The organism is Stenotrophomonas sp. 107298_Sma (assembly GCF_056480345.1).
The window spans coordinates 1,574,453-1,597,209 of record NZ_CM151094.1; the positions used below are offsets into that span (position 1 = coordinate 1,574,453).

General features: G+C 65.8%; 21 protein-coding genes. 11 read left to right on the forward strand and 10 right to left on the reverse strand.

All coding sequences use genetic code 11. From position 1 onward, the window contains the following. Window positions 1–63: 63 nt before the first annotated feature. On the forward strand, window positions 64–408 hold the full coding sequence (locus tag ACZK2G_RS07335) for a hypothetical protein (RefSeq protein WP_136640137.1): 345 nt from the start codon (window positions 64–66) through the stop codon (window positions 406–408). Window positions 409–527: 119 nt separating this feature from the next. Here the strand turns inward: ACZK2G_RS07335 and ACZK2G_RS07340 are convergent, their stop codons facing one another. Next, window positions 528–2,132: an MASE1 domain-containing protein gene (locus ACZK2G_RS07340; protein WP_211195199.1), complete on the reverse strand. Its 1,605-nt coding sequence runs from the start codon at window positions 2,130–2,132 to the stop codon at window positions 528–530. 202 nt (window positions 2,133–2,334) lie between these two features. Then, window positions 2,335–3,612 carry an NAD(P)/FAD-dependent oxidoreductase gene (locus ACZK2G_RS07345; protein ID WP_317233344.1) on the reverse strand — a complete coding sequence of 426 codons (1,278 nt, stop codon included), beginning with the start codon at window positions 3,610–3,612 and terminating at the stop codon, window positions 2,335–2,337. Between the two features lie 161 nt (window positions 3,613–3,773). Between ACZK2G_RS07345 and ACZK2G_RS07350 the strand changes: the two genes are divergently transcribed. The 3 genes from ACZK2G_RS07350 (at window position 3,774) to ACZK2G_RS07360 (ending at window position 7,127) form a co-directional block, all read left to right on the forward strand. Next, window positions 3,774–4,535: a gamma-glutamyl-gamma-aminobutyrate hydrolase family protein gene (locus tag ACZK2G_RS07350; protein WP_478475079.1), complete on the forward strand. Its 762-nt coding sequence runs from the start codon at window positions 3,774–3,776 to the stop codon at window positions 4,533–4,535. Continuing rightward, a complete protein-coding gene (locus tag ACZK2G_RS07355; protein WP_046984963.1) occupies window positions 4,532–5,926 on the forward strand; it encodes a glutamine synthetase family protein in 1,395 nt (464 codons plus the stop codon). Before ACZK2G_RS07350 ends, ACZK2G_RS07355 begins: the two co-directional genes overlap by 4 nt. A gap of 91 nt (window positions 5,927–6,017) precedes the next feature. Further along, window positions 6,018–7,127: a polyamine ABC transporter substrate-binding protein gene (locus tag ACZK2G_RS07360; RefSeq protein ID WP_295379778.1), complete on the forward strand. Its 1,110-nt coding sequence runs from the start codon at window positions 6,018–6,020 to the stop codon at window positions 7,125–7,127. Between the two features lie 39 nt (window positions 7,128–7,166). On the opposite strand, the gene ACZK2G_RS07365 is transcribed toward ACZK2G_RS07360, so the two are convergent. Further along, window positions 7,167–8,567: a flavin-containing monooxygenase gene (locus ACZK2G_RS07365; protein WP_295379776.1), complete on the reverse strand. Its 1,401-nt coding sequence runs from the start codon at window positions 8,565–8,567 to the stop codon at window positions 7,167–7,169. Window positions 8,568–8,839: 272 nt separating this feature from the next. Between ACZK2G_RS07365 and ACZK2G_RS07370 the strand changes: the two genes are divergently transcribed. From ACZK2G_RS07370 to ACZK2G_RS07385, 4 genes are all read left to right on the forward strand, one after another. Then, the gene (locus tag ACZK2G_RS07370) at window positions 8,840–9,976 is read left to right on the forward strand and encodes an ABC transporter ATP-binding protein (RefSeq protein WP_046983338.1); all 1,137 of its coding nucleotides are present in this window, start codon (window positions 8,840–8,842) and stop codon (window positions 9,974–9,976) included. Further along, window positions 9,973–10,905: an ABC transporter permease subunit gene (locus ACZK2G_RS07375; protein WP_012510577.1), complete on the forward strand. Its 933-nt coding sequence runs from the start codon at window positions 9,973–9,975 to the stop codon at window positions 10,903–10,905. The genes ACZK2G_RS07370 and ACZK2G_RS07375 overlap by 4 nt, the downstream gene beginning before the upstream one ends. Further along, the gene (locus tag ACZK2G_RS07380) at window positions 10,902–11,744 is read left to right on the forward strand and encodes an ABC transporter permease subunit (protein WP_008267688.1); all 843 of its coding nucleotides are present in this window, start codon (window positions 10,902–10,904) and stop codon (window positions 11,742–11,744) included. Before ACZK2G_RS07375 ends, ACZK2G_RS07380 begins: the two co-directional genes overlap by 4 nt. 83 nt (window positions 11,745–11,827) lie before the next feature. Continuing rightward, window positions 11,828–13,192, forward strand: a complete 1,365-nt coding sequence (locus ACZK2G_RS07385) for an NAD-dependent succinate-semialdehyde dehydrogenase (RefSeq protein WP_046983336.1) — start codon at window positions 11,828–11,830, stop codon at window positions 13,190–13,192. Window positions 13,193–13,266: 74 nt separating this feature from the next. On the opposite strand, the gene ACZK2G_RS07390 is transcribed toward ACZK2G_RS07385, so the two are convergent. From ACZK2G_RS07390 to ACZK2G_RS07420, 7 genes are all read right to left on the reverse strand, one after another. Beyond that, window positions 13,267–14,289: a magnesium and cobalt transport protein CorA gene (locus ACZK2G_RS07390; protein ID WP_046983335.1), complete on the reverse strand. Its 1,023-nt coding sequence runs from the start codon at window positions 14,287–14,289 to the stop codon at window positions 13,267–13,269. Window positions 14,290–14,295: 6 nt separating this feature from the next. Then, window positions 14,296–15,546: a lipoprotein N-acyltransferase Lnb domain-containing protein gene (locus ACZK2G_RS07395; protein WP_136638781.1), complete on the reverse strand. Its 1,251-nt coding sequence runs from the start codon at window positions 15,544–15,546 to the stop codon at window positions 14,296–14,298. Continuing rightward, window positions 15,543–16,424 (reverse strand): CorC family transporter, encoded by an 882-nt coding sequence (locus ACZK2G_RS07400; RefSeq protein WP_004151956.1) that lies wholly within the window; start codon window positions 16,422–16,424, stop codon window positions 15,543–15,545. Before ACZK2G_RS07400 ends, ACZK2G_RS07395 begins: the two co-directional genes overlap by 4 nt. A 64-nt stretch (window positions 16,425–16,488) precedes the next feature. Further along, entirely contained in the window at window positions 16,489–17,064 is a 576-nt protein-coding gene (locus ACZK2G_RS07405; protein ID WP_136638780.1) for a hypothetical protein, read from the reverse strand. A gap of 28 nt (window positions 17,065–17,092) precedes the next feature. Further along, on the reverse strand, window positions 17,093–17,701 hold the full coding sequence (locus ACZK2G_RS07410) for a hypothetical protein (RefSeq protein ID WP_136638779.1): 609 nt from the start codon (window positions 17,699–17,701) through the stop codon (window positions 17,093–17,095). 54 nt (window positions 17,702–17,755) lie between these two features. Next, on the reverse strand, window positions 17,756–18,241 hold the full coding sequence (gene ybeY, locus ACZK2G_RS07415) for an rRNA maturation RNase YbeY (protein WP_019659039.1): 486 nt from the start codon (window positions 18,239–18,241) through the stop codon (window positions 17,756–17,758). Beyond that, a complete protein-coding gene (locus ACZK2G_RS07420) occupies window positions 18,238–19,224 on the reverse strand; it encodes a PhoH family protein (protein ID WP_032969420.1) in 987 nt (328 codons plus the stop codon). The genes ybeY and ACZK2G_RS07420 overlap by 4 nt, the downstream gene beginning before the upstream one ends. A 502-nt stretch (window positions 19,225–19,726) precedes the next feature. Here ACZK2G_RS07420 and ACZK2G_RS07425 point away from each other — a divergent pair. From ACZK2G_RS07425 to ACZK2G_RS07435, 3 genes are all read left to right on the forward strand, one after another. Next, on the forward strand, window positions 19,727–20,683 hold the full coding sequence (locus ACZK2G_RS07425) for an HlyD family secretion protein (protein WP_478475084.1): 957 nt from the start codon (window positions 19,727–19,729) through the stop codon (window positions 20,681–20,683). A 65-nt stretch (window positions 20,684–20,748) separates the two neighbouring features. Beyond that, complete coding sequence (locus ACZK2G_RS07430) at window positions 20,749–21,627, forward strand: ABC transporter ATP-binding protein (RefSeq protein ID WP_046983330.1); 879 nt, start codon at window positions 20,749–20,751, stop codon at window positions 21,625–21,627. Next, complete coding sequence (locus ACZK2G_RS07435; RefSeq protein ID WP_046983329.1) at window positions 21,624–22,736, forward strand: ABC transporter permease; 1,113 nt, start codon at window positions 21,624–21,626, stop codon at window positions 22,734–22,736. Before ACZK2G_RS07430 ends, ACZK2G_RS07435 begins: the two co-directional genes overlap by 4 nt. Window positions 22,737–22,757: the final 21 nt, after the last annotated feature.

Consider the following 22,757-nt stretch of genomic DNA (forward strand, 5'->3'; position numbering starts at 1 on the left):
TTGTTCGCCGCAGCTCCGGTATTCGCGGGTGATAAAGGGGGGGGGGACTACCACGGCAGTCCCTTGGCAAGTGCCGCAGTTTCGAAGGCAGGCCTTGGTGAGACCAGCCCTGCCGCCGCAGACATCAGCGCCGATCCCGCTTGGCAGGTGTATGCCTTCCAACGCGATGGCATGGTCTACCTACAGGTCAACGATCTGACCGGGCAGGTAAAGCTGATCATCGGCAATGCCGCTGGTGCGTACTTTGCATTGCCTGCCGGCAAGTCCGCAGCACTTGTTTCGCTTCCCGGTCAGCGACTCACTGTCCCATCCACTGCAAAGCGTTCCGAGGTGTATCGTGCGCAGGACGTGGTACTGGTGCGGTATGCCACCGCGGATGGCGACATCTGGTCTGTCGAAACACCGTAGCGCCCGGACCGGAGGGCTTGAGGCGTGCGAGCGATCAAAACCGCTTGCACGTTTCCGCGACCACGCTCAGGGGGGGGTAAATGCCTGCTATCGGAACAGAAGTCAGTAGACCTTGTCGTTCAAGCCTGAGCGCGTGAGGGGCCCGCTTCGAGTCCCGAAAGGCTGTTCCGGGCATCTGATGAAAAAGCATCCAGAGGAGCGGCTGTACCCGTTTCCTTCATTGCCAGCACGATGCGATTTCGGTTGCATTTCAGTGTGCCGCCGTAGGCAAGCGTCTTGCCGGCCAGTCGTTCCATCGCGGCGGCGACGGTTGTGTCCGAAAGGCGTTGATGTTGATCCAGCAGTGACACCGCTATCAGGATTCCACGATGCGAACCCGTCCGTCCGCAACGCGCCCGCACGTGGATCTGTCCCGTTTCACCCTGGATCAGCAGTGACACCGCATCTATCACAGTGCGGTAGGCAGCAAGCTGCATTCCGACACTGAGTTGACAGGGGTCGCCAAGCAACGACGGATTGGCGACGCGAGCCGTTTTTTCCCATGCTTCGCGAACGCCACCTGCTCGGAGGGCAACATAAAGGCCGAGCTGCTCCAGGGCGGTCGGATAAATCATGCTTGTCTGCTCGCGGAACTGGCGCGAATGAATCGACGCCACATGTACAAGGCTCTCCGCAATCGCATGATGGCCTTGTGCAGTAAGCCAGTTGATCACCTCGTCAAGCGCATGATCTATGCCATCCCCAAGCTTCCGCAGATGAAACGCGCGTTCGCGAAGATCCAGCTCACTGGCGACATGGGAGCTCCGAGCAAGTCTGATGGCATTTTTCTCGCCGACCTCCCGCAGTCGATAACGGTGATAGTAGTGAGTGATCCGGGAGCCCAGTATGAGCAGTGCTGCGCCCGTGACGGCCATGATCTGCTGGGTCGCGAACGATGCAGGATCGAATGACTCAGGGTGAGACGAGGGTGTTGTCAGACCGATAATCATGTTCAGGGTCGGCACGCCGATGGCGGCGCCCCGCCACCCATACACGCATGTGAGAAGAACGGCGGGAAGCGCCATGAGGAGTTGCAGGGACACTTTTGTCGTCACTGCATCAGCAGGTACGTCCGCAGCCCAAAGGCCGAACACGACCATCAGCGCAAGCGCTCCTGCCATCTGTGCGATATCCCGTTTCCGGACCTGCACTTCAGCCTTGCCTCGCGACCACAGCAGCACAAGCGGCGCAAACGTGAGTATGCCGATGAAGTCACCTACTACCAGGCGGACGATTCCGGTCAACAGCGGAAAAGCGGGGGGTGTTGGCCAGAGGGAGTTCGCCAGAAGCAGGTTGATCAGTGTGACGGAAACTGCAGCGAAGGCAGCAATCGAGATGAGCCAAGCGTTCTTTACTGCCGAGATTACATTGCGATGGAGATAGACGATCGTCATTACAACCGGCATCTGGAACACCGAGCCGAGAATGACCCATGTCAGCCCGTACCGATCGATCATCGGCACTCGCATCTGTGCGAAATAGGCGTACTCGCCCAGCAGGAGATAGGGCCAAAGCCGAGGAGGGCAGAGCAGTACCGCAGCCACGCGTACACCAGCGGGCAGATAGAACTGATCAAGGGACAACTGGCGGGTGGCCCAACAGGCAATGGCATACAGCACAGCCAAGGCAAGTCCTGCCGGATGGATGCGCAACTTCAGCTGCAGGCCTTCATTCCACCAATTCAATCGCACTACCCCTTCACAGTACGTTCCCTGTCAGCATCCATTCGCCGCGGGACCCGGTTCTTACCGACGGTATCGACACGCGTTCGATTATGCAATCACTGCAGCGCAGTGCCGGGCAAGTGAGAAAATCATCACATGAATTGCCGTGGCGACGGGTTTCACAGTTTCCGAGGCAGCTGATTCAGGGGGATCCCTGATCAACTCACCACAGCGCATCCCGCAATTTGTACCAGGACATCGCCGCCACCAGCAGAGGTGTGCGCAGCAGCCGGCCGCCGGGGAAGGGGGCATGCCGCAGGCGCTGGAACACGTCAAGGCGCTCACTCTGGCCGGCAATCGCGGCGGCGATCACCTCACCGGCCAGCCCGGCGGAGGCCACGCCATGGCCGGAGAAGCCCTGTGCGAAGTACAGGTTGCCATCCAGCCGGCCCCAGTGCGGGGCGCGGTTGCGGGTGATGTCCACATAACCGCCCCAGACCTGGTCCAGGGCCACGTCGGCCAGCTGCGGGAACACCTGGTGCATGCGCCGCTGCATCACGCCGCGCAGGCCGGGTGGGGGCAGGGCCGAGTAGCTGGCGCGGCCGCCAAACAGCAGGCGGTGGTCGTGGCTGAGACGGAAGTAATCCAGTGCCCAAGCGGTGTCGGCCACGGCCATATTGTTGCCAATCAGCGCCCGGGCGCGTTCAGCACCCAGCGGTTCGCTGGCACCGATATAGGTGCCGACCGGCATGATCCGCCGCTCCAGCTCAGGTAGCAGGCCCTGCAGCCAGGCGTTGCCGGCCACCACCAGATGCGCAGCGCGCACGCTGCCCTGAGCGGTATGCAGGGCAGGCTGCGGTCCACGCTGCACGCGGGTCACTGGGGAGTTCTCGTGGATCACCACGCCAGCGGCGCGCGCTGCATCGGCCAGTCCGCGGGCATAGGCCAGGGGCTGCAGGTGCGCGCTGAACGGATCGAACATCGCTGCGCGGTAGCGCGGGCTGTCCAGTTGTGCGCGCAGGGCATCACGGTCCCACCACTGCATGGGGTAGTCGTAGTGGCGTTGCAGATGCTCGCAGTTGGCCCGCAGGTCGCGCTCATGGCGTTCGCGGATCGCGACGCTGGCGTGGCCTTGCACCCAATGACAGTTGATGCCATGGCGATCGATGCGTGCGCGCATCGCCTGCACCGCGTCGCGTGACCAGTCGAACAGGTGGCGCGCGTCGTCGCGGCCGAGCTGGCGCTCCAGTTCGTCCACCTCGCAACCATAGCCGACCAGTGCCTGGCCGCCGTTGCGGCCGGACGCGCCCCAGCCGATCCGCTGCGCCTCCAGCACCACTACGCGCTGTCCACCCGCGGCCAGCTCCAGCGCGGCGGTCAGGCCGGTGTAGCCGGCGCCAAGCACCGCGACATCGGCCTGCACGTCGCCCTGCAGTGGGGGCAGTGCGGGTGGTTCGGGCAGGCTGGCGGCATACCAGCTGGGCGGGAAGGCGGCGCTCACCGCCGGCCTCGCAGGCGCAGTACGGAAGGACGGAGCGGGGGAGGACGATCAACGTTCACACGACTAGTTTCGCCGATGCGTGACGGCCATGGTGTGACGGCGACGACTTGCCGCATTCGCGGGCCGACGGGTAACGTGTCGGCACGCCAAGGAGTTTTCCCATGCGCCGCCTGCCCTGGGTGGGCCTGCCCACCGACAGCACCGTGCTCGGCCATCATCGTTTCGCGGTGGCCGGCGAGAAGTATGTGCGCGCGCTGGCCGATGCAGCCGAGGTCACACCGGTGGTACTGCCGAGCCTGCAGCCTCCGTTGCCGGCTGGCGACTGGCTGCACGGGCTCGATGGCTTGCTGTTGACTGGTGCGGTCAGCAACATCGAACCGCAGCACTACGAGGGCGGCCGCAGCTGGCCCGGCAATCCGCATGACCCGGCCCGCGATGCCAATGCGTTTGCGTTGCTGCACGAAGCGCTTTCGCTGGACATGCCGGTGCTGGTGATCTGCCGCGGCTTCCAGGAACTGAACGTCGTGCTCGGTGGCAGCCTGCATCCGCAGGTGCATGCCGTGCCGGGCCTGGCCGACCACCGCGAAGACCCGCAGGCGCCGGTGGATGTGCAGTACGGGCCGGCCCATGCGGTCACCCTGGTCGCCGATGGCTGGCTGGCGCAGTGGCATGGAGGCGATCGCGTGCAGGTCAATTCGGTGCATGGGCAGGGCATTGCGCGCCTCGCCGAAGGCCTGCAGGTCGAGGCCTGGGCCGACGATGGTCTGATCGAGGCTGCACGCAGTCCGCACCATCGTTTCGTGCTCGGCGTACAGTGGCACCCGGAATGGCGTGTCATGCAGGCGCCGTTCTATCACGCTATTTTCCGTGCGTTCGGCCAAGCTTGCCGGCAGCACCAACAGAACCGACTGGATTCCCGATGAGTTCCCGAACGCGCCCGCGCAAGACGGCCACGCCCCCCGCACCGCAGGAAAGCAGTCTGCTGCGCTGGCTGAAGGAGCGGCGCATCACCGAGGTCGAATGCCTGGTGCCGGATATCACCGGCAATGCCCGCGGCAAGATCATTCCCGCCGATAAGTTCTCGCATGATTACGGGACGCGCTTGCCGGAAGGCATTTTCGCGACCACCGTCACCGGCGAGTTCCCGGACGATTACTACGACCTGACCTCGCCTTCGGATTCGGACATGATCCTGCGTCCGGATCCGGATACCGTGCGCATGGTGCCGTGGGCCACCGATCCGACCGCGCAGGTCATCCACGATTGCTACACCAAGACCGGCGAGCCGCACGAGCTGGCGCCGCGCAACGTGCTGCGACGGGTGCTGGACGCTTACACGGAGCTGGGCCTGCGCCCGGTGGTAGCGCCGGAGCTGGAGTTCTTCCTGGTGCAGAAGAACACCGATCCCGATTTCCCGCTGCTGCCGCCGGCCGGTCGCTCGGGGCGGCCGGAAACGGCCCGCCAGTCCTACTCGATCGATGCGGTCAACGAATTCGACCCCATCCTTGACCTGATGTACGACTACTGTGATGCGATGAAGCTGGACGTGGATACGCTCATCCACGAGTCCGGTGCGGCGCAGCTGGAAGTCAACTTCACCCATGCCAACGCGATGGACCTGGCCGACCAGGTGTTCCTGTTCAAGCGCACCATGCGCGAATCGGCGATGCGTCACGGGGTGTATGCCACCTTCCTGGCCAAGCCGATGGAGAACGAGCCGGGCAGTGCCATGCACATCCACCAGAGCCTGCTGCGGATCAGCGATGGCCAGAACGTGTTCACCGGCGAACATGGCGGGGAAGATTTCAGCCCGTTGTTCGCCCACTACCTGGCCGGCCTGCAGAAGTATGTGCCGATGGCCATGGCGTTCTTCGCGCCGAACGTGAATTCCTACCGCCGGCTGGTGTTTGGCGAGGTCTCGCCGAGCAACGTGCACTGGGGCTTCGACAACCGCACCTGCGGCCTGCGCGTGCCCTTGGATACGCCGGAGAACATGCGTGTGGAGAGCCGCTTCGCCGGTTCCGACGCCAACCCTTACCTGGCGATGGCTGCGACCCTGGCCTGTGGCCTGCTCGGTATCCGCGAGCGGCTGGCACCGGATGCACCGGTGACCGGCAGCGCCAAGGAGCTGGGCTACAACCTGCCGCGCTCGCTGGGTGAAGCGCTGGACGGGCTGGAGCAGTGCAGCGAGCTGCAGGCCCTGCTGGGCGAGCGCTTCTGCCGTGCCTACATTTCGGTCAAGCGCAAGGAATACGAGACCTTTTTCCGGGTCATCAGTTCGTGGGAGCGCGAGTTCCTGCTGCTGAACGTCTGAGTATCTGGAATAGAAAAATCCGCCGCCGGGGGGTAGGCTGGCACCCGTCGCCGGCCCCGCCGGCCCCCCTTCCCGCATTCTGGAGCACCCGATGAAGCTGCGTATCCTCACGCTCGGCCTGGCCTCCGCCATGCTTGCCGCCTGCAGCGGTGGCAACGGCGGCGCGCAGGACAGCCAGGTCCTGAACGTCTACAACTACAGCGACTACATCGCCGAGGACACCATCCCGACCTTCGAGAAGGAGAGCGGGATCAAGGTGACCTACGATGTGTTCGACAGCGATGAGATGGTCGAGACCAAGCTGCTGGCCGGCAACAGCGGCTACGACGTGGTGGTGCCGACGCTGAACTTCTTCGGTCGCCAGATCCAGGCCGGCGTGTTCCTGCCGCTGGACAAGAGCAAGATTCCCAACCTGGCCAACCTCGACCCGGCGGTGATGAAGCGCATCGCCACCCAGGATCCGGACAACCAGTACGGCGTGCCGTACATGATCGGCACTACCGGCATCGGCTACAACGTGGAGATGCTGAAGGAACGCTTCGGCGGCAGCGCCGACATCGCCAACAGCTGGGACCTGGTGTTCAAGCCGGAGAACATCAGCAAGATGAAGGACTGCGGCGTGACCATCCTGGACACGCCGGCGGACATGATCCCGATCGCGCTGCACTACCTGGGCTTGGACCCGCACAGCGGTGATCCGGCCGAGCTGCAGAAGGCGGCCGATCTGCTGAAGTCGATCCGCCCGTACGTGCAGAACTTCCACTCCTCGCAGTACGTGGGTTCGCTGGCCAATGGCGGCACTTGCCTGGTGGTCGGCTGGTCGGGTGACATCATCCAGGCCCGCGACCGCGCCGAGGAAGCCAGCAATGGCGTGCACGTGGCCTACTCGATCCCGAAGGAAGGCGCCCCGCAGTGGTTCGACATGCTGGCGATCCCGAAGGATGCCAAGCATCCGGAAGCCGCGTACGCGTTCATCAACTACCTGCTGCAGCCGAAGGTTGCCGCGGCCAACACCAACTTCATCCACTACGCCAACCCGGTGCCGGCTGCGACCCCGCTGGTGGATGAAGCGATCCGCACCGACCCGACCATCTACCCGCCGGCCGACGTGGCCGAGAAGATGTTCACGTACTCGATCAACACGCCGGAGACCGACAAGCTCTACACCCGGCTGTGGACCGAGGTGAAGACCGGCCGTTAAGCCGGTCTGGCGCCGGCGGGCCATGCCCGTCGGATTGCTTCATCCTTGGCCCGGCGCGGTACCGCCGCCCTGGCCAAGGTGTCGCAGGATCGCCGGCAACAGGTCGCGCGCATCGCGGCCGCCGTTGCACAGGAACGACGAACTCATCCGCTGCAGGTTGTGCATGCCGATGAAGAACAGCCCCGGCTGCGGGGAAACGCCAAACTCGCCGAGCGGATAGCCGTGTGCATCCAGCGCGCCCCGCACGTCGAGCCACGGCCATTCGGCAACGAAGCCGGTGGCCAGCACCACCGAGCGGATGCCTTCCGCCTGCAGATCCAGTTCAAGCGGAGCGGCGTCCGGCTCCCAGTGCAGATAGACCTCTTCGGGAATGTAGCGGGCATCGTCGGTACGCGGTTCGGGCCGCGTGGCGTAGTACGCGCTGGCCAGCGAATCGAGATAGGCATACTCGGCGCGCGTGGCCTTGATCGCGGTATGCAGCTGCGGGCGCACATCGGCGAAGCGGGCGACGTTTCCTTCGAAGCCCTGCAACCGGCCCAACAGTCTGATGCCCGCGCGGTGCATCGCCAGCAGGCTGATCGAGCTCCCCAGGCCGGCACTTCCCTTCCCGGAAATCAGCGGGAACTCCGCGGTGCGGGCCATGCGCAGCGCATCCGGTTCGCCGGCCAGTACGGCGGCCGCTTCACTCACGTGCTGGTGGATGCGCCCGGCCATGTCCCACCAGGTCATCGAGTCCTTGCCGCGCAGCCGGCGGGTATGCGAATGCCGCTGGGCCAGTGACCAGTACACGCTGCGACCGCTGTCGCGCAGGTCCTGGGTGATCTGCGCACCGGACTGGCCGCCACCGATGACCAGCACGCCGCCGTCGGGCAGCTGGCGGGGGCTGCGGTAGTCGCCGGAGTGCAGCACCGTCAGACCCGGCGCGGGCGCGAAAGGGACCCTGGGCATCCGCGCGCGGCGGTATTCACCGGTGGCGACCACCACTGCGCGGGCGTGGATCGGCCCCTGGCTGCTGTCGATGGCGTAGGCACCGGACTCAGGTGCGACCCGACGTACCCCACATCCCTCGTTGATCGGCAACGAGCGCTCGCGGGCATAGTCGCGCAGCCGCCGGATCACCTCCGAGGCCCCCATGAAGCCTTCCGGGTCATCGCCCGCGTAAGCGTGGCCGTGCAGGGCCATCGTCGCGTTGGCGGTGTTGGTCTGGAACGAGTCCCAGCGCCGTTGCCAGCTGGCGCCCACGGTTTCGGCCTCCAGCACGCGATGCTCGATTCCGGCCTCCTGCAGGAGCGCGCTGAGGGACAGCCCGGCCTGGCCGGCGCCGATGATGACCAGCGGCAGCCTGGCAGGCAGGGAGTCCGGTAGGCGGGGCAGGAAGGGGGAGGGGTTGTCCGGGGAAATCACCAGGGTGGGTCCATGCAAGGCCTTGATCAGGGCCATTGCGCGGGGAATGCCCCGTGCCTTCAACAGATCCGGTTCTGAAAAACGTTGCAGAACGGGCCGTCGCCCGTGCTGTCTGGTCGGGACGGCGGCATGGGCGTCCGGGCGAGCCGCGGCCTTTGAGCGGACAGGCCACCATTGCGGGGAAAACCGACACCCCTCGGAGCCCCGGAGCCGGCCAGCGGCCGCTTCCGCCTGCCGCCGTCATATCCCCTGCGCCCACCGGCCGTTAGAATGGCGGCCGCTGTCCACCGCCCGCTCCCGGAGCCCCCATGCCCGTTGAAGCCCAGCCGGTAGCCGCCGTCGTCGACACGACCGGTGCGCCCGGCTATCTCTCCATTCGTGACCTGCGCAAGGAATTCGACGGTTTCGTCGCCGTCGACGACGTCAATCTGGACGTGCGCAAGGGCGAGATCTTTGCCCTGCTCGGTGGCTCCGGCAGTGGTAAATCGACCCTGCTGCGCTGCCTCGGCGGCTTTGAGACGCCTACCAAGGGCAGCATCACCCTCGATGGCCAGCGCCTGGACGCGCTGCCGCCGTACCAGCGGCCGGTCAACATGATGTTCCAGTCCTACGCCCTGTTCCCGCACATGACGGTCGAGCAGAACATCGCCTTCGGCCTGAAGCAGGACGGGATGGCAAAGGACGCGATCAGCAAGCGCGTGGGCGAGATGCTGGACCTGGTGCAGATGGGTCACCTGGGCAAGCGCAAGCCGCACCAGCTGTCCGGCGGCCAGCAGCAGCGCGTGGCGCTGGCGCGGTCGCTGGCCAAGGGGCCGAAGCTGCTGCTGCTGGACGAGCCGATGGGCGCGCTGGACAAGAAGCTGCGCTCGCAGATGCAGCTTGAACTGGTCAGCATCATCGAATCGTCGGGCGTGACCTGTGTGATGGTCACCCACGACCAGGAAGAAGCGATGACCATGGCCACCCGCATCGCAGTGATGGATGCCGGCTGGATCCAGCAGGTCGGCAAGCCGGACGAGGTTTACGAGCAGCCGGCCAACCGCTTCGTCGCGGGCTTCATCGGTTCAGTCAATTCCTTCGACGGCGTGATCGACGAGGACCTGCCCGAGTACGTGACCGTGCGCACCCCGCTGTTCCCCGCGCCGATCTACATCGCCCATGGCATCACCTGCTATGAAGGGCAACCGGTTGCGTTCGCGCTGCGCCCCGAGAAGGTGATGATCGGCAAGGACGAGCCGGAAGGGCACACCAACAAGGCGCAGGGCGTGATCGAAGACATCGCCTACTTCGGCAGCCACTCGGTCTACCACGTGCGGCTGCCCAGCGGCGCCAAGGTGCTGGCCAACTTCGCCAACTCGCAGCGCTGGGCCAGCGATGGCCTGACCTGGGGCGACGAAGTGTGGGTGCATTGGCGCGACAACGATGGCGTGGTGCTGACCTCATGAGCGTCGCCGGCCTGAAGCGCTGGCTGCCGGGGCTGCGTGCCACGGTGATCGGTATTCCGTACCTGTGGCTGCTGCTGTTCTTCGCGGTGCCGTTCCTGATCGTGCTGATGATCAGCTTCTCGCACAGCCGGGTCGGCTCGCCGCCGTACACCTGGCTGCTGCAGTACGTGGACGGCGCGTTCTCGCTCAAGCTCAACCTCGAGAACTACCTGGCCCTGTTCCGCGACTCGATCTATGCGCAGGCCTTCCTGAGCTCGATCAAGATCGCGGCCATCTCCACTTTCCTGACCCTGCTGATCGGCTACCCGATGGCCTATGCCATCGCCCGCCTGTCGCCGGCCGCGCGCAACGTGGCAATGATGCTGGTGGTGCTGCCGTCGTGGACCTCGTTCCTGATCCGCGTGTATGCGTGGAAGGCGATCCTGGACCGCAACGGCCTGCTCGACCAGTTCCTGCAGTTCACCGGCCTGCAATCGTTGATGACCAGCATGGGCCTGCCCAAGCTGCAGCTGATCGACACCCCGACCGCCGCTTACATCGGCATTGTCTACTGCTACCTGCCGTTCATGGTGCTGCCGCTGTACGCCAACCTGGTCAAGCACGATCACCGCCTGCTGGAAGCGGCCTACGACCTCGGTGCCAAGCCGTGGCAGGCGTTCCTGCGCATCACCCTGCCGCTGTCCAAGGCCGGCATCATCGCCGGTTGCATGCTGGTGATGATCCCGGCGATTGGCGAATTCGTGATTCCGGAAATGCTGGGTGGCTCGGAAACGCTGATGGTTGGCCGCCAGCTGTGGAATGAATTTTTCAACAACCGCAATTGGCCGGGCGCCTCGGCGATGGCGGTGGCGATGATTCTGTTGCTGCTGGTGCCTATCCTGCTGTTCAACCGGTCCCAGCAGCGCCTGCTGGAAGGGAAGCAGGCATGAGCCCGCGTTCCGCCAAGGGCCTGGGGCTGGGCGTGCTGCTGCTCGGCTTTGCCTTCCTGTACCTGCCGATCCTGTTGTTGATGTTCTATTCGTTCAACAGCTCGCGGCTGGCGATGGTCTGGGCAGGGTTCTCTACCCGCGCCTACAGCGACCTGTTCGCCGACCGCGCGCTGATGGATGCGATGTGGACCAGCCTGGTGGTTGCGTTCTGGACCGCCTGTACCGCCACCGTGCTGGGCACGCTGGCGGCGATGGTGATGACGCGCTTCAAGCGCTTCCGTGGCAAGCCGCTGTTCGGCGCGCTGGTGACCGCGCCGCTGGTGATGCCGGATGTGATCCTCGGCTTCTCGCTGATGGCGCTGCTGGCCTCGATGGGTGCGATTCCCGGCTTCCCGGCACGTGGCTTGACCACCATCTGGATTGCCCACGTCACCTTCACCCTGTGCTTCGTCACCGTGGTGGTGTCCTCGCGCCTGCAGGAAATGGACCTGTCGCTGGAAGAAGCCGCAATGGACCTGGGCGCGAGCCGGCTGACCGTGTTCGGGCGCATCACCCTGCCGATCATCGCACCGGCGCTGGTGGCCGGTTGGCTGCTGGCGTTCACCCTGTCGCTGGATGACGTGGTGGTGGCCAGCTTCGTCGCCACGCCGGGCTCGACTACGCTGCCGATGAAGGTGTTCGCCTCGGTGCGCATGGGCATCAGCCCGAAGATCAACGCGTTGGCCACCCTGCTGGTGTCGGCGGTGTCGATCGCCGCGGTGATCGGCTGGTACATCAACGCGCGTGCCGAGAAACGGCGCCAGCGCGACCTGCAGCTGGCACGCCAGGACAACGGCTGAGCACACGGTTTGTCGACAGCGTCGGCAACATCCGGCTCACGGCCGGCGGCGCACAATGGGGGTCTACCAGATGGAGATCCCCCATGACCGTCGAGATTGTCGACCCGGCCACCGGCCAGGTGACCTACCGCCATGAACTGATGGGTGCTGCCGACATCGAGCAGCGCCTGCAGGCCGCCGCCGATGCATTCCCCGGCTGGGCCGAGCGCTCGCTGCAGGAACGGGGGGCGATCCTCAAGCAGATCGCTGGCCAACTGCGTGCGCGCCGCGATGATCTGCAGCAGGCGATGACCCACGAGATGGGCAAGCTCAAGGCAGAGGCGTTGGCCGAGGTCGACAAGTGCGCGGCGGCCTGCGAGTTCTACGCCGACCACGCCGCCGATTACCTCAAGCCGCAGCTGATCGACACCGAAGCCCAGCGCAGCTATGTGCGCTACGAGCCGATCGGCTGCGTGTTCGCGGTGATGCCGTGGAATTTCCCGATCTGGCAGGTGTTCCGTTTCCTCGCTCCGGCGTTCATGGCCGGCAACGTGGCCCTGCTCAAGCACGCCAGCAATGTGCCCCAGTGTGCCGACCTGATCCTGGCGGTATGCCGTGACGGTGGCCTGCCGGATGGCGTGTTCGATGTACTGCACATCGACAACGACCAGGCGGCCGACGTGCTGCGCGATGCACGGGTAAAGGCGGTGACCCTGACTGGCAGCGAACGGGCAGGGCGCTCGATTGCGTCCAACGCGGGCAGCCAGCTGAAGAAGTCGGTGATGGAGCTCGGGGGCAGCGATGCCTTCGTGGTGCTAGACGATGCCGACCTCGACAAGACCGTGGCGACGGCGGTGAAGTCGCGTTTCGACAACAGCGGTCAGACCTGCATCGCGGCCAAGCGCTTCATCGTGGTGGACGCGGTGGCCGATGAGTTCACCCGTCGTTTCGTTGAAGCTGCGGGCGAGCGCCAATACGGTGATCCCGGCGAGCGCGGCACCACGCTGGCACCCATGGCCCGCGCTGATCTACGCGACGAACTGCACAAGCAGGTGCAGGCCAGTGTGGCCAAGGGCGCGCGGGTGCTGGTGGGTGGTGAGCCGATTGCGGGCACGCATGCCGGCTATCCGGCCACCGTGCTCGATCAGGTCGGCCCGGGCATGCCTGCCTACGACGAGGAACTGTTCGGTCCGGTCGCTGCGGTGATCCGGGTCAAGGACGAGGCCGAGGCGCTGCGCGTGGCCAACGACACCCGTTTTGGCCTGGGCGGCAGCGTGTGGACGCGCGATCCAGTGCGCGGCGAACGTTTCGCGCAACGCATGGAATGCGGCGCGGCGTTCGTCAACGCCATCGTCAAGAGCGATGCGCGCTTGCCGTTCGGTGGCAGCAAGCAGTCCGGTTTCGGCCGTGAACTGGCCGACCACGGCATCCATGAGTTCATGAACATCAAGACCGTCTACGTGGCTTGATGCCGAAGGGTAGTGCCGGCCGCTGGCCGGCATTGCCTGGTTGCCGGCCCGCGGCCGGCACTACCCAAAGCGGGCTACAACCACTTCGCGCGCTTGAACAACCGGTACAACCCCACGCACACGCCACCCACGCCCACGATCATCAGCGGGTAGGACCACGGTTCGCTCAGCTCCGGCATGTGGCTGAAGTTCATGCCGTACCAGCTGGTGATCAGCGTCGGCGCCGCCAGCAGCGCCGCCCATGCACCCAGCCGCTTCACCGTCTCGCCCTGCGCCAGCGTCACCAGCGACAGGTTTACGCTCAGTGCGGTGCCCAGCATCTCGCGCAGGGTGTCGATCACATCGCTGATGCGTACTGCGTGGTCGTGCACGTCGCGGATGTACAGCTTCACTTCGTCGGGGATCAGTTCGCCCTGGTAGCGGCGCAGCTGAGCCAGTACGTCCTGCAGTGGCGCCACCGCCATCCGCATCTTGTTCAGTTCGCGCTTGAGCTCGTACAGCCGCACCACCGTGCTGCGCTTGTAGTTGTCCGCAAAGATGTCCTTTTCCAGCAGGTCCAGGGTGTCGCGGAAGCGGTGCACGATGGGCAGGTAGTTGTCGACCACGAAGTCGGCCACTGCGTACAGGCAGTACGACGGGCCCATCTTCAGCAGCTGCGGCTCGCGTTCCACGCGTGCGCGCACAGGTGCATAGGACAGCGAAGCACCATGGCGCACCGTGACCAGGAAGCGCGGGCCGAGGAAGGCGTGGGTTTCGCCGTACTGGATACGCTCGTCGACCATCTGCGCGGTGGTCACCACCACGAACATTGAGTTGCCGTAGGTTTCGACCTTGGGCCGCTGGTGCGCGTTGCGCGCATCCTCGATGGCCAGGTCGTGCAGGCAGAATTCCTCCTGCAGTTTCAGCAGCACATCGTCGTTGGGGTCGTACAGGCCGACCCAGACGAAGCCGTTGCCACTGGCGATGACGTCGCTGATGGCATCCAGGCTGATGTCGTGGCGTTTGCCCTCGTCATCGTAGTGGACGCAGTTGATGACGCAGGCGGGGTTGGCCGAAGCAGGTGCGGAAGCGGAGGCGGGCAATGACATGCCCGCCATCGTGCGTCAGTGCCGTGTTTCCGACAAGTGAGGACGCCGGCCCAGTACCCAGGCCAGGGCCACATGGACCGGCAGCAGCAGCACGATCCACTGCACGTTGTACTGCGCCTGCAGGCTCAGCCAGTGCAGCACCAGCGCGGCTACGGCCTGTACCGCCAGCAGCCACAGCACGATCCTGAACATGCGGCCCGGCACACGTCGGCGCAGCAGGGCGATCGCACCCGGCAGCAGCAGCACCGCCAGCGGCGAGAGCAACAGCAGGTTGCGGTTGGCCCATGCGGCGTAGTGGATGCTGAAGCCCCACAGGAACACCAGCACGCCACCGAACAGGGCGCACAGCAGCCAGAACGGCAGGGCCAGCCCCGCCAGCAGGCGCGGGCGGTTGCGCAGCGCCAGCACGCCAGCGGCGATTACCAGGCCGCACAGCAGCCACGGCCACCAACGGCGTGCGAACTCCTTCGGCTCCGGGTCGATGCGGTGCGGCAGCAGTTCCTGTTCGGACTGCACCAGCGGACGGCCATCGCTGTTGCGTGCCTGGCGCAGTGCATCTGCCAGGCGCATCGGCACGAAGGCTTCCTGCCAGCGCGACAGCGGCTGGTCGGCGAACGGCCCAAGGCCTACATCGAAGCCCAGCCACATCCACGGTGCCGGCGATGCCAGGCGAACCGATTCACTGCGGTAGGTATTGCCACGCGAGCGGCCCGACAGCTGCGAGTGCAGGCCACCGCCGAGTGCCTTGTCCACCGTGTCGCGCACCATCGTCGCGCAGTTGGCGGTGTAGTAGTCGTAGTGGTAGCGCGCGTTTTCCGGCTTGGCCCGCTCGGCCAGATCGGCGGCCAGCGCACGTGCCTGGTCCGGGCGCAGGTCCAGCCACTGCACGCTGGCGCCACGGCCGGTCTCGTCGTAGTACGACAGGTCCTGCTGCAACGGCAGCGCCACCAGGTAATACATCATGTCGCCGCGTGCGAAGCGGCTGATGAAATCGTCCTCGGACGGGTCGAAGTAGCCGAAGTTGTAGGAGGTCGCCTCGCCGCTGACCGGATCAAGCACCACGATGGCGTCATGGCCGAAGCGTTCGAAGAACACCGTGCCCGGCTGCATGGTCACCACGCCGATGCGCGGGGCAGGGGCTTCGGCGTGGGTCGCGGGTACGGCAGGCGCGGCTGCCGCAGGCTGCGCGAAGGCGGCCAGCGGCAGGCCCATGGCCAGCACGCACAGTGCCAGCCACAGCGTCAGGATCAGGCCGCGGCGCTTCAAGCGTCGTCCTGCGCGTCCGGCGGCAGCACGGTCACGTGGAAGGCCTGCACCCGGCGCGCATCGGCGCGGGCCACACGGAACATGAAACGGTCCAGCGCCAGCTCGTCACCGACTTCCGGCAGATGGCCCACGGCCTCGGTGACCAGGCCGCCGATGGTGTCGTAGTCTTCGTCGGAGAACGTCGCGCCGAATCGCTCGTTGAAGTCGCCGATCGGGGTCAGCGCGTCGACCACGTACTGGCCGTCGGACTGGATGGCGATCTGTGCCGAGGGATCTTCAGCTTCGTCATGCTCGTCGTCGATGTCGCCGACGATCTGTTCCAGCACGTCTTCGATGGTGACCAGGCCGGCGACACCGCCGTACTCGTCGACCACGATGGCCATGTGGTTGCGCGACAGGCGGAACTCCTTGAGAAGCACGTTGAGCTTCTTGGCCTCCGGAATCAGCACCGCCGGGCGCAGCAGCTCACGCACGTTGGCCGGGCCGTTGTCGGCAACCACGCCGCGCAGCAGGTCCTTGGCCAGCAGGATGCCAAGGATGTCGTCCTTGTTCTCGCCGTGCACCGGGAAGCGCGAATGGCCGGATTCGACCACCTGCTTCATCAGTTCCAGGAAGGGCGCTTCGACCGGCAGCGAGACCATCTGCGAGCGCGAAATCATCACGTCGCCCACGGTCAGCTCGGCCACCGAAATGGCGCCTTCCATCATCTTCAGGGTATCGGCGGCAATCAGACCCTCTTCCTGCGCGGTGTGCAGGACAGCGACCAGTTCGTCGCGGGTGTGGGGTTCGCCGGAGAAGGCGGAGGTCAGGCGTTCAAGCCAGCCGCGCTTCTTTTCACTGTGCTCCGCGGGGGAGCTACTACTGTCGTCTTCTGACATCTCTGGAAAAAAGGCACCCGGCAGGCCGGGCGTTGGCCCAAGTCTAGCAGGATGTGGCGGCCTGTCAGTTACCGACGCTGCCCGGTCCAGTGATCGGCGGCGGGGCCAGTTCGGGCCGGGGGGCTTCCTCCTCGGGCAGGTCCAGGCTGTAGGTGCAGCCGGCCAGGGTCTTGCCGGGGTGGGAGGCCACGGTGGAGACGCTGAGGATGATCGACTCGATCTGGGCCTCGCCGGTCTTCGGGTCGGTCATATCGCGGCTGACCAGCTCGCGCCCGGCCATGAACTTGCCGTCCTGGTCGTAGCCGGTCTCCAGTTCCAGCTGCTTGGCCAGCGGCCGCGGGTCGGCCTGGTCGAGGACGGCCATGATGCTGGCGCCGGCCACGGCCACCCGCTCGGTGACTGTGCCAAATACGCTGATCGGCTGGGCCAGGCGGTACTCGCTCATGAACTGGTTGCCCTGCGGCAGCGGCTGCAGGCCCTGGGCCACGGCTTTCAGCGGGTCGGCCAGCAGCGGTGCCAGTGCGGCGTACTCGGCCATACCCTGGCGGCATTCGATCAGCGCCGGCAGGTCCAGGCTGGAGGCGACGGCAGACGGGGCCGCAAGGGCACACAGCAGGGGCAGGCAGCAGCGCAATGACACGAGCGGTTTCCGTGGTCGGGGGCCGCCATCATAGCTCCGGCGAACGCCCGGAAGGCCGGGTGAGAAGGCGCAGGAAGCCGACCATCGCCCGCCGTACGACCATCAGCGACAGGGTCAGCACGACCGCAAGCATGGCGACCTGCATCAACTGCCCCGCGATGCGCGCCACGGTCGGCCACAGGCCCGGGCTGGTCAGCCAGGGCATCAGTTCCGCTGCCGCGATCCTGGCCACTTTCATGTAGATCACGGCCAGCACGAACAGCACCAGCAGCGCGGTGCGGCTGGCATGGAAGAACGGCAGCGCGTTTACGGAGCGGCCCAGACGGCGGTGCAGGATCATTCGCCACAGGACCGGAAGGGTCAGTGCACCCACCAGCACCAGCACCATCGACGTTTCCCACATTCCGGGAAGATGGACCGGCTCGCGTTCGCCGGTGAGATGCGGGCCGATCAAGCCGATCGCCAGCCCGATCAGCAGACAGACGGGCGACAGCAGGGCCAGGCCGCGCAGCAGCCAGTGGCTGCCGGCGGGATCACGGGCGCCGATGCGTTGAACGGCATAGGCACCGAGCACCACCAGGACGGCAAACAGGCTGGCGCCAATCAGAAACGGAATGAAGCTGCCGTGCGAGGTCATCCTTGTTCCTCCGGTTTCTGGCCCCCGGCATGGGGCATTGGGGGCGTTTCCCGCTCAGCGCTCGCCAGCGTACGGATCGGCGATGCCGAGCTCGGCCAGGATGTCACGCTCCAGCTGTTCCATCGCCTCGGCTTCCTTGTCGTCTTCGTGGTCCCAGCCGAGCAGGTGCAGCACGCCGTGCACGGTCAGGTGCGCGTAGTGCGCGTTGAGCGCCTTGCCCTGTTCGTCGGCCTCGCGGGCCACCACCGGTGCGCAGATCACCAGGTCACCGAGCAGTGGGAACTTCACGCCCTTGGGCAGGCCTTCGGGCACTTCGGCCGGGAAGCTGAGCACGTTGGTGGCGTAGTCCTTGCCACGGTAATGGCGGTTCAGCGACTGCCCCTCCTTGGCATCGACCACGCGGATGGCCAGGTCGGCCTCGCGGATGCGGCCCTTCAGCGCAGCGGCCACCCACTTGCGGAAGCTGACGGCCGCCGGCAGGCCGGCACGCGGCAGGGCGTAACTGACGGCGACGTCCAGTCGCACGGGACCACGGGTCATGGAGTTGCTCCAGGTTGGATCTGATGCAGGTCGCGGCGGTCGTAGGCACTGACGATACGCGCCACCAGCGGGTGGCGCACCACGTCGCGGGATTCGAAGAAGGTGAAGCTCACGCCCTCGACCTCGCGCAGCACATCGATGGCATCGCGAAGGCCGGACTTCACATGCTTGGGCAGATCGGTCTGGGTCAGGTCACCGGTGACCACTGCGGTCGAGCCATAGCCCAGGCGGGTCAGGAACATCTTCATCTGCTCGATGGTGGTGTTCTGTGCTTCGTCCAGGATCACGAATGCATCGTTGAGCGTGCGGCCGCGCATGTAGGCCAGCGGTGCGATCTCGATGACGTTGCGCTCGAGCAGCTTCACCACCTTTTCCACACCCATCATCTCGTACAGGGCGTCGTACAGCGGTCGCAGGTAGGGGTCGACCTTCTGGCTCAGGTCGCCGGGCAGGAAGCCCAGCTTCTCGCCGGCTTCCACTGCCGGGCGCACCAGGATCAGCCGCTGCACCCGCGACTCGTTCAGCGCCTCGACCGCGCTGGCTACGGCCAGGAAGGTCTTGCCGGTGCCGGCCGGGCCGATACCGAAGTTGATGTCGTGGCTGGCGATCTGGTGCAGGTAGCGGCTCTGGTTGGCGCCACGTCCGCGCACCGTGCCGCGCTTGACCTTGATTGCCACGTCCTGTGCTTCGTAGGAGCGCTCGGCGATCTGCTCGACATTGGCCTGCGCCAGGCGCAGATGGATGGCGTGGTTGTCGAAGGTGGTCTCACCGGCTTCGGCGTACAGCGCCTCGACCAGCTTCTGCGCCTCGACGATGGCCTCGTTCGGCCCGCTGATGCGGAACACGAAGCCACGGTTGGCGATCTCCACGCCGAGCTTCAGCTCGATCTGGCGCAGGTGGCCATCGAAGGGGCCGCACAGGTTGGCCAATCGCTCGTTGTCTTCCGGCGACAGGGTGAAGTCTCGATGATCGATGCTTTTCATTGCTTTGGGTGGGGCGGAAGCCTTCCACCGCAGTGTATTCAGGGAGGACAAGGGTAGCGCGCGCACGGGGCGCACGGCCAGCAGGAGGGCGATACAGCGTTTTCCACACCCGGTGTGGACGGGAGCTGAGGAAACCTGTGGATAGACCTCTGCAGTGCTTGTGCCACAAGCCTCATGAGAAGGTGGTGAAAAAATCGTCACGGCCGCAAGGGCTCCCGCATCGAAAGGACAAACGCGTCGCAAGGAGGCTACTTCGCAGCGCACTCCGGGATTCATCGTGATGGCAGCGCATGTTCCACTGCCAGGCGAGCAACGGCAGCGTGCCGTGCCGGTTTTCCACACCCGCTGTGGAATGATGCTGAATCAACCTGTGGATAGGTGGCTCAGACCCTTGTCGCAAGGGCTTCGCCACGCCGTGGTGAAAAAACCGTCAGGGCTGATCGGGATCATTGTGGGTGCACGGAGCACATGGCACCGTAGCGCCGTCGCAGTAGGGGCTGGCATGGATATGTGCAACGGCATGCGTCGAATTGGGCTGGTAGGCATCGGTCTGCTGGCAGGGTGTGGGCAGGCACCGCCCATCGCACTGGGCACGCTGGAATGGGACCGGATCACGGTGCCGGCGCCGGCAGCCGAAGTAATCGCCACGGTGGACGTGCACGAAGGCCAGCAGGTCAAGGCCGGCGCGGTGCTGATGCAGCTCGACCCGGCCCGCGGCGACGCGCAGTTCGCTGCCGCTCAGGCCGACACGGCCCGAGCGCAGGCGCAACTGGAAGAACTGAAGATCGGACCGCGCCAGGAGCAGATCGCGCAGGCAAAGGCACAGCTGACCGCATTGCGCGCACAGGCCGCCGAGGCCAGTGCCTACTACCGCCGGGTGCAGCCGTTGGCGCAGCAGCGCCTGATCGCCGCCGCCGAACTGGACCGCGCACGCGCCGCCGCCGGCAATGCCGAGGCCAGCGTGCATGCTGCCGAGCAGGCCTGGCTGGAGCTGGTGCACGGCAGTCGCTTGCAGGACATCGCCCAGGGCCAGGCCACCGCCGAAGCCGCACAGGCACAACAGGTCGTGCAGGGGGTCAATCTGCAGAAGCTGCAGCTGCGCGCGCCACGCGATGGCGTGGTCGATGCCTTGCCGTATCGGCAGGGTGACCAGGCCCCCATCGGCGCACCGCTGGCGGTGATGCTGGTCGGCGAGCGTCCCTACGCGCGTGTCTACCTGCCGCAGCCGCTGCGCCTGCAGGTCACCGTGGGGCAGGCCGCACAGGTGCAGTTGGAAGGGGGCGGCACCGTGCTGAAGGGGCGCGTGCGTTCGATCCGCAGCGAGCCCTCGTTCACGCCGTACTACGCACTGACCGGCGACGACGTCGCGCGCTTGAGCTATCTGGCCGAGATCGAAGTGGACGAGGCTGCGGACATGCAGAAGCTCCCGGCCGGGTTGCCGGTGCAGGTGCGCTTCTGAACACCAGTGAGGACATCGCGGTCCGCGCACGAGGGCTGACGCGTCGCTTCGGCGAACTTCTGGCCGTGGACAACGTCGACCTGACCGTGCCGCGCGGCCAGGTCTACGGCTTCCTGGGCCCGAACGGGTCCGGCAAGTCGACCACCATCCGCATGCTGTGCGGCCTGCTGGAACCCAGCGCAGGGCAGATCGAGGTGCTGGGACTGGCAGTGCCCGAGCAGGCAGAGGCGCTGCGCCGGCGCATCGGCTACATGACCCAGCGCTTCTCGCTGTACGAAGACCTGTCGGTGCGCGAGAACCTGGAATTCCTCGCCGCCATCCAGGACCTGCCGCGCGCGCAGGCCCGACAGCGGATCGAAGCGCTGCTGCAGCAGTACCGCCTGCAGGACCGGCAGCCGCAGTTGGCCGGCACCCTCAGCGGTGGGCAGAAGCAGCGCCTGGCGCTGGCCGGTGCGGTGATACATGGGCCGGAACTGCTGTTCCTGGACGAGCCGACCAGTGCGGTCGATCCGGAATCGCGCCGCGATTTCTGGGAGGCCCTGTTCGAGCTGGCCGACGCCGGTACCACCGTGCTGGTTTCAACCCATTACATGGACGAGGCCGAGCGCTGCCACCGGCTGGCGATTCTCGATCGTGGCGCACTGGTGGCCGACGGCACGCCGGACGAGCTGTGTGCACAGCTGCAAGGCCGCACGTTGCAGGTCACGTCGGTGCAACCGCGTCAGGCCAGCCGCGCGCTGGCCGCATTGCCTGGCGTGCTGAGCGTGGCGCAGATCGGCACTCAGCTTCGCGTGCTGTGCAGTGAGGAGATGGCAGATGTTGCTGAGCTGCGCCATGCACTGGCCGGTGCCGATCCGCAGGCCAGCATTGAGCCGGTGGCGCCGAACCTGGAAGACGTCTTCGTGGCCGCCACCCGCGGCCGCGGCCGGGAGCCGGCGGCATGAACCTGCGCCGGCTGTGGGCGATCATGCTCAAGGAACTGCGGCAGCTGCGCCGCGACCGCATCACGCTGGCGATGATCGTCGGCATTCCGGTAATGCAGCTGCTGCTGTTCGGCTACGCGATCAATCTCAACCTGCGCCATCTCAACGCCGGTGTCGCCGACCAGGCCAACAGTGCGGCGTCGCGTGCGCTGGTGCAGGACATGGTGGCCACTGGTGTGATCACGCCGCGCAGCGACACCTACACGCCTGATGAGCTGATGCAGGCGTTGCGCCGTGGCGAGATCAGTGTCGGCATCGTGGTGCCGGCCGACTTCGAGCGGCGCCGTTTCGATGGACGCGAGGCGGTACAGGTGCTGGTCGATGGCAGCGACACGGTTGTACAGAGCGCGGCGATCCAGCTGGCGCAGGTGCCGCTGGAGACACGACCGACCAGCAACACGCGGCCACTACGCGAAGGCAGCATCGCCGGTGGTCCGATCAGTGTGACCAGTTTCTACAACCCGCAGCGGCGTTCGGCAGTGAACATCGTGCCGGGCCTGATCGGGGTGATCCTGACCATGACCCTGGTGATGTTCACTGCCGTGGCGGTGGTGCGCGAACGCGAGCGCGGCAACATGGAACTGCTGATCGCCACGCCGGTGTCACGCAGCGAACTGATGGTCGGCAAGGTGCTGCCCTATGCGGCCATCGGCCTGCTGCAGACTACGCTGGTGCTGCTGCTTGGCACATGGCTGTTCCAGGTGCCGATCCGCGGCAGCCTGTTGGACATCTACCTGGCGGCGGTGCTGCTGGTGCTGGCCAACCTGGCGTTGGGCCTGCTGATTTCCACGCGCGCACGCTCGCAGTTCCAGGCCATGCAGATGACTCTGTTCCTGTTCCTGCCGTCGATCCTGCTGTCGGGCTTCATGTTCCCGTTCGCGGGCATGCCGCGGCCGGTGCAGTGGCTGGCCGAGGTGCTTCCGCTGACCCATTTCCTGCGACTGGTGCGCGGCATCATGCTGCGCGGGGCCTCGCTGTGGGAGCTGTGGCACGACGCGCTGGCGCTGCTGGCCTTCATCGTGGTGATGATGACGCTGGCGATCCTGCGCTTCCGCAAGCGGCTGGATTGACGTGGCCGGGGTCGGATCCCC

Bases quoted from the DNA above. Each gene is read 5' to 3' on its own strand.
- ACZK2G_RS07350 (WP_478475079.1), top strand. From the start codon at position 3,774: ATGCGCCGCCTGCCCTGGGTGGGCCTGCCCACCGACAGCACCGTGCTC.
- ACZK2G_RS07355 (WP_046984963.1), top strand. From the start codon at position 4,532: ATGAGTTCCCGAACGCGCCCGCGCAAGACGGCCACGCCCCCCGCACCG.
- ACZK2G_RS07360 (WP_295379778.1), top strand. From the start codon at position 6,018: ATGAAGCTGCGTATCCTCACGCTCGGCCTGGCCTCCGCCATGCTTGCC.
- ACZK2G_RS07365 (WP_295379776.1), bottom strand. From the start codon at position 8,567: ATGGCCCTGATCAAGGCCTTGCATGGACCCACCCTGGTGATTTCCCCG.
- ACZK2G_RS07370 (WP_046983338.1), top strand. From the start codon at position 8,840: ATGCCCGTTGAAGCCCAGCCGGTAGCCGCCGTCGTCGACACGACCGGT.
- ACZK2G_RS07375 (WP_012510577.1), top strand. From the start codon at position 9,973: ATGAGCGTCGCCGGCCTGAAGCGCTGGCTGCCGGGGCTGCGTGCCACG.
- ACZK2G_RS07380 (WP_008267688.1), top strand. From the start codon at position 10,902: ATGAGCCCGCGTTCCGCCAAGGGCCTGGGGCTGGGCGTGCTGCTGCTC.
- ACZK2G_RS07385 (WP_046983336.1), top strand. From the start codon at position 11,828: ATGACCGTCGAGATTGTCGACCCGGCCACCGGCCAGGTGACCTACCGC.
- ACZK2G_RS07390 (WP_046983335.1), bottom strand. From the start codon at position 14,289: ATGGCGGGCATGTCATTGCCCGCCTCCGCTTCCGCACCTGCTTCGGCC.
- ACZK2G_RS07400 (WP_004151956.1), bottom strand. From the start codon at position 16,424: ATGTCAGAAGACGACAGTAGTAGCTCCCCCGCGGAGCACAGTGAAAAG.
- ACZK2G_RS07410 (WP_136638779.1), bottom strand. From the start codon at position 17,701: ATGACCTCGCACGGCAGCTTCATTCCGTTTCTGATTGGCGCCAGCCTG.
- ybeY (WP_019659039.1), bottom strand. From the start codon at position 18,241: ATGACCCGTGGTCCCGTGCGACTGGACGTCGCCGTCAGTTACGCCCTG.
- ACZK2G_RS07420 (WP_032969420.1), bottom strand. From the start codon at position 19,224: ATGAAAAGCATCGATCATCGAGACTTCACCCTGTCGCCGGAAGACAAC.
- ACZK2G_RS07425 (WP_478475084.1), top strand. From the start codon at position 19,727: ATGGATATGTGCAACGGCATGCGTCGAATTGGGCTGGTAGGCATCGGT.
- ACZK2G_RS07435 (WP_046983329.1), top strand. From the start codon at position 21,624: ATGAACCTGCGCCGGCTGTGGGCGATCATGCTCAAGGAACTGCGGCAG.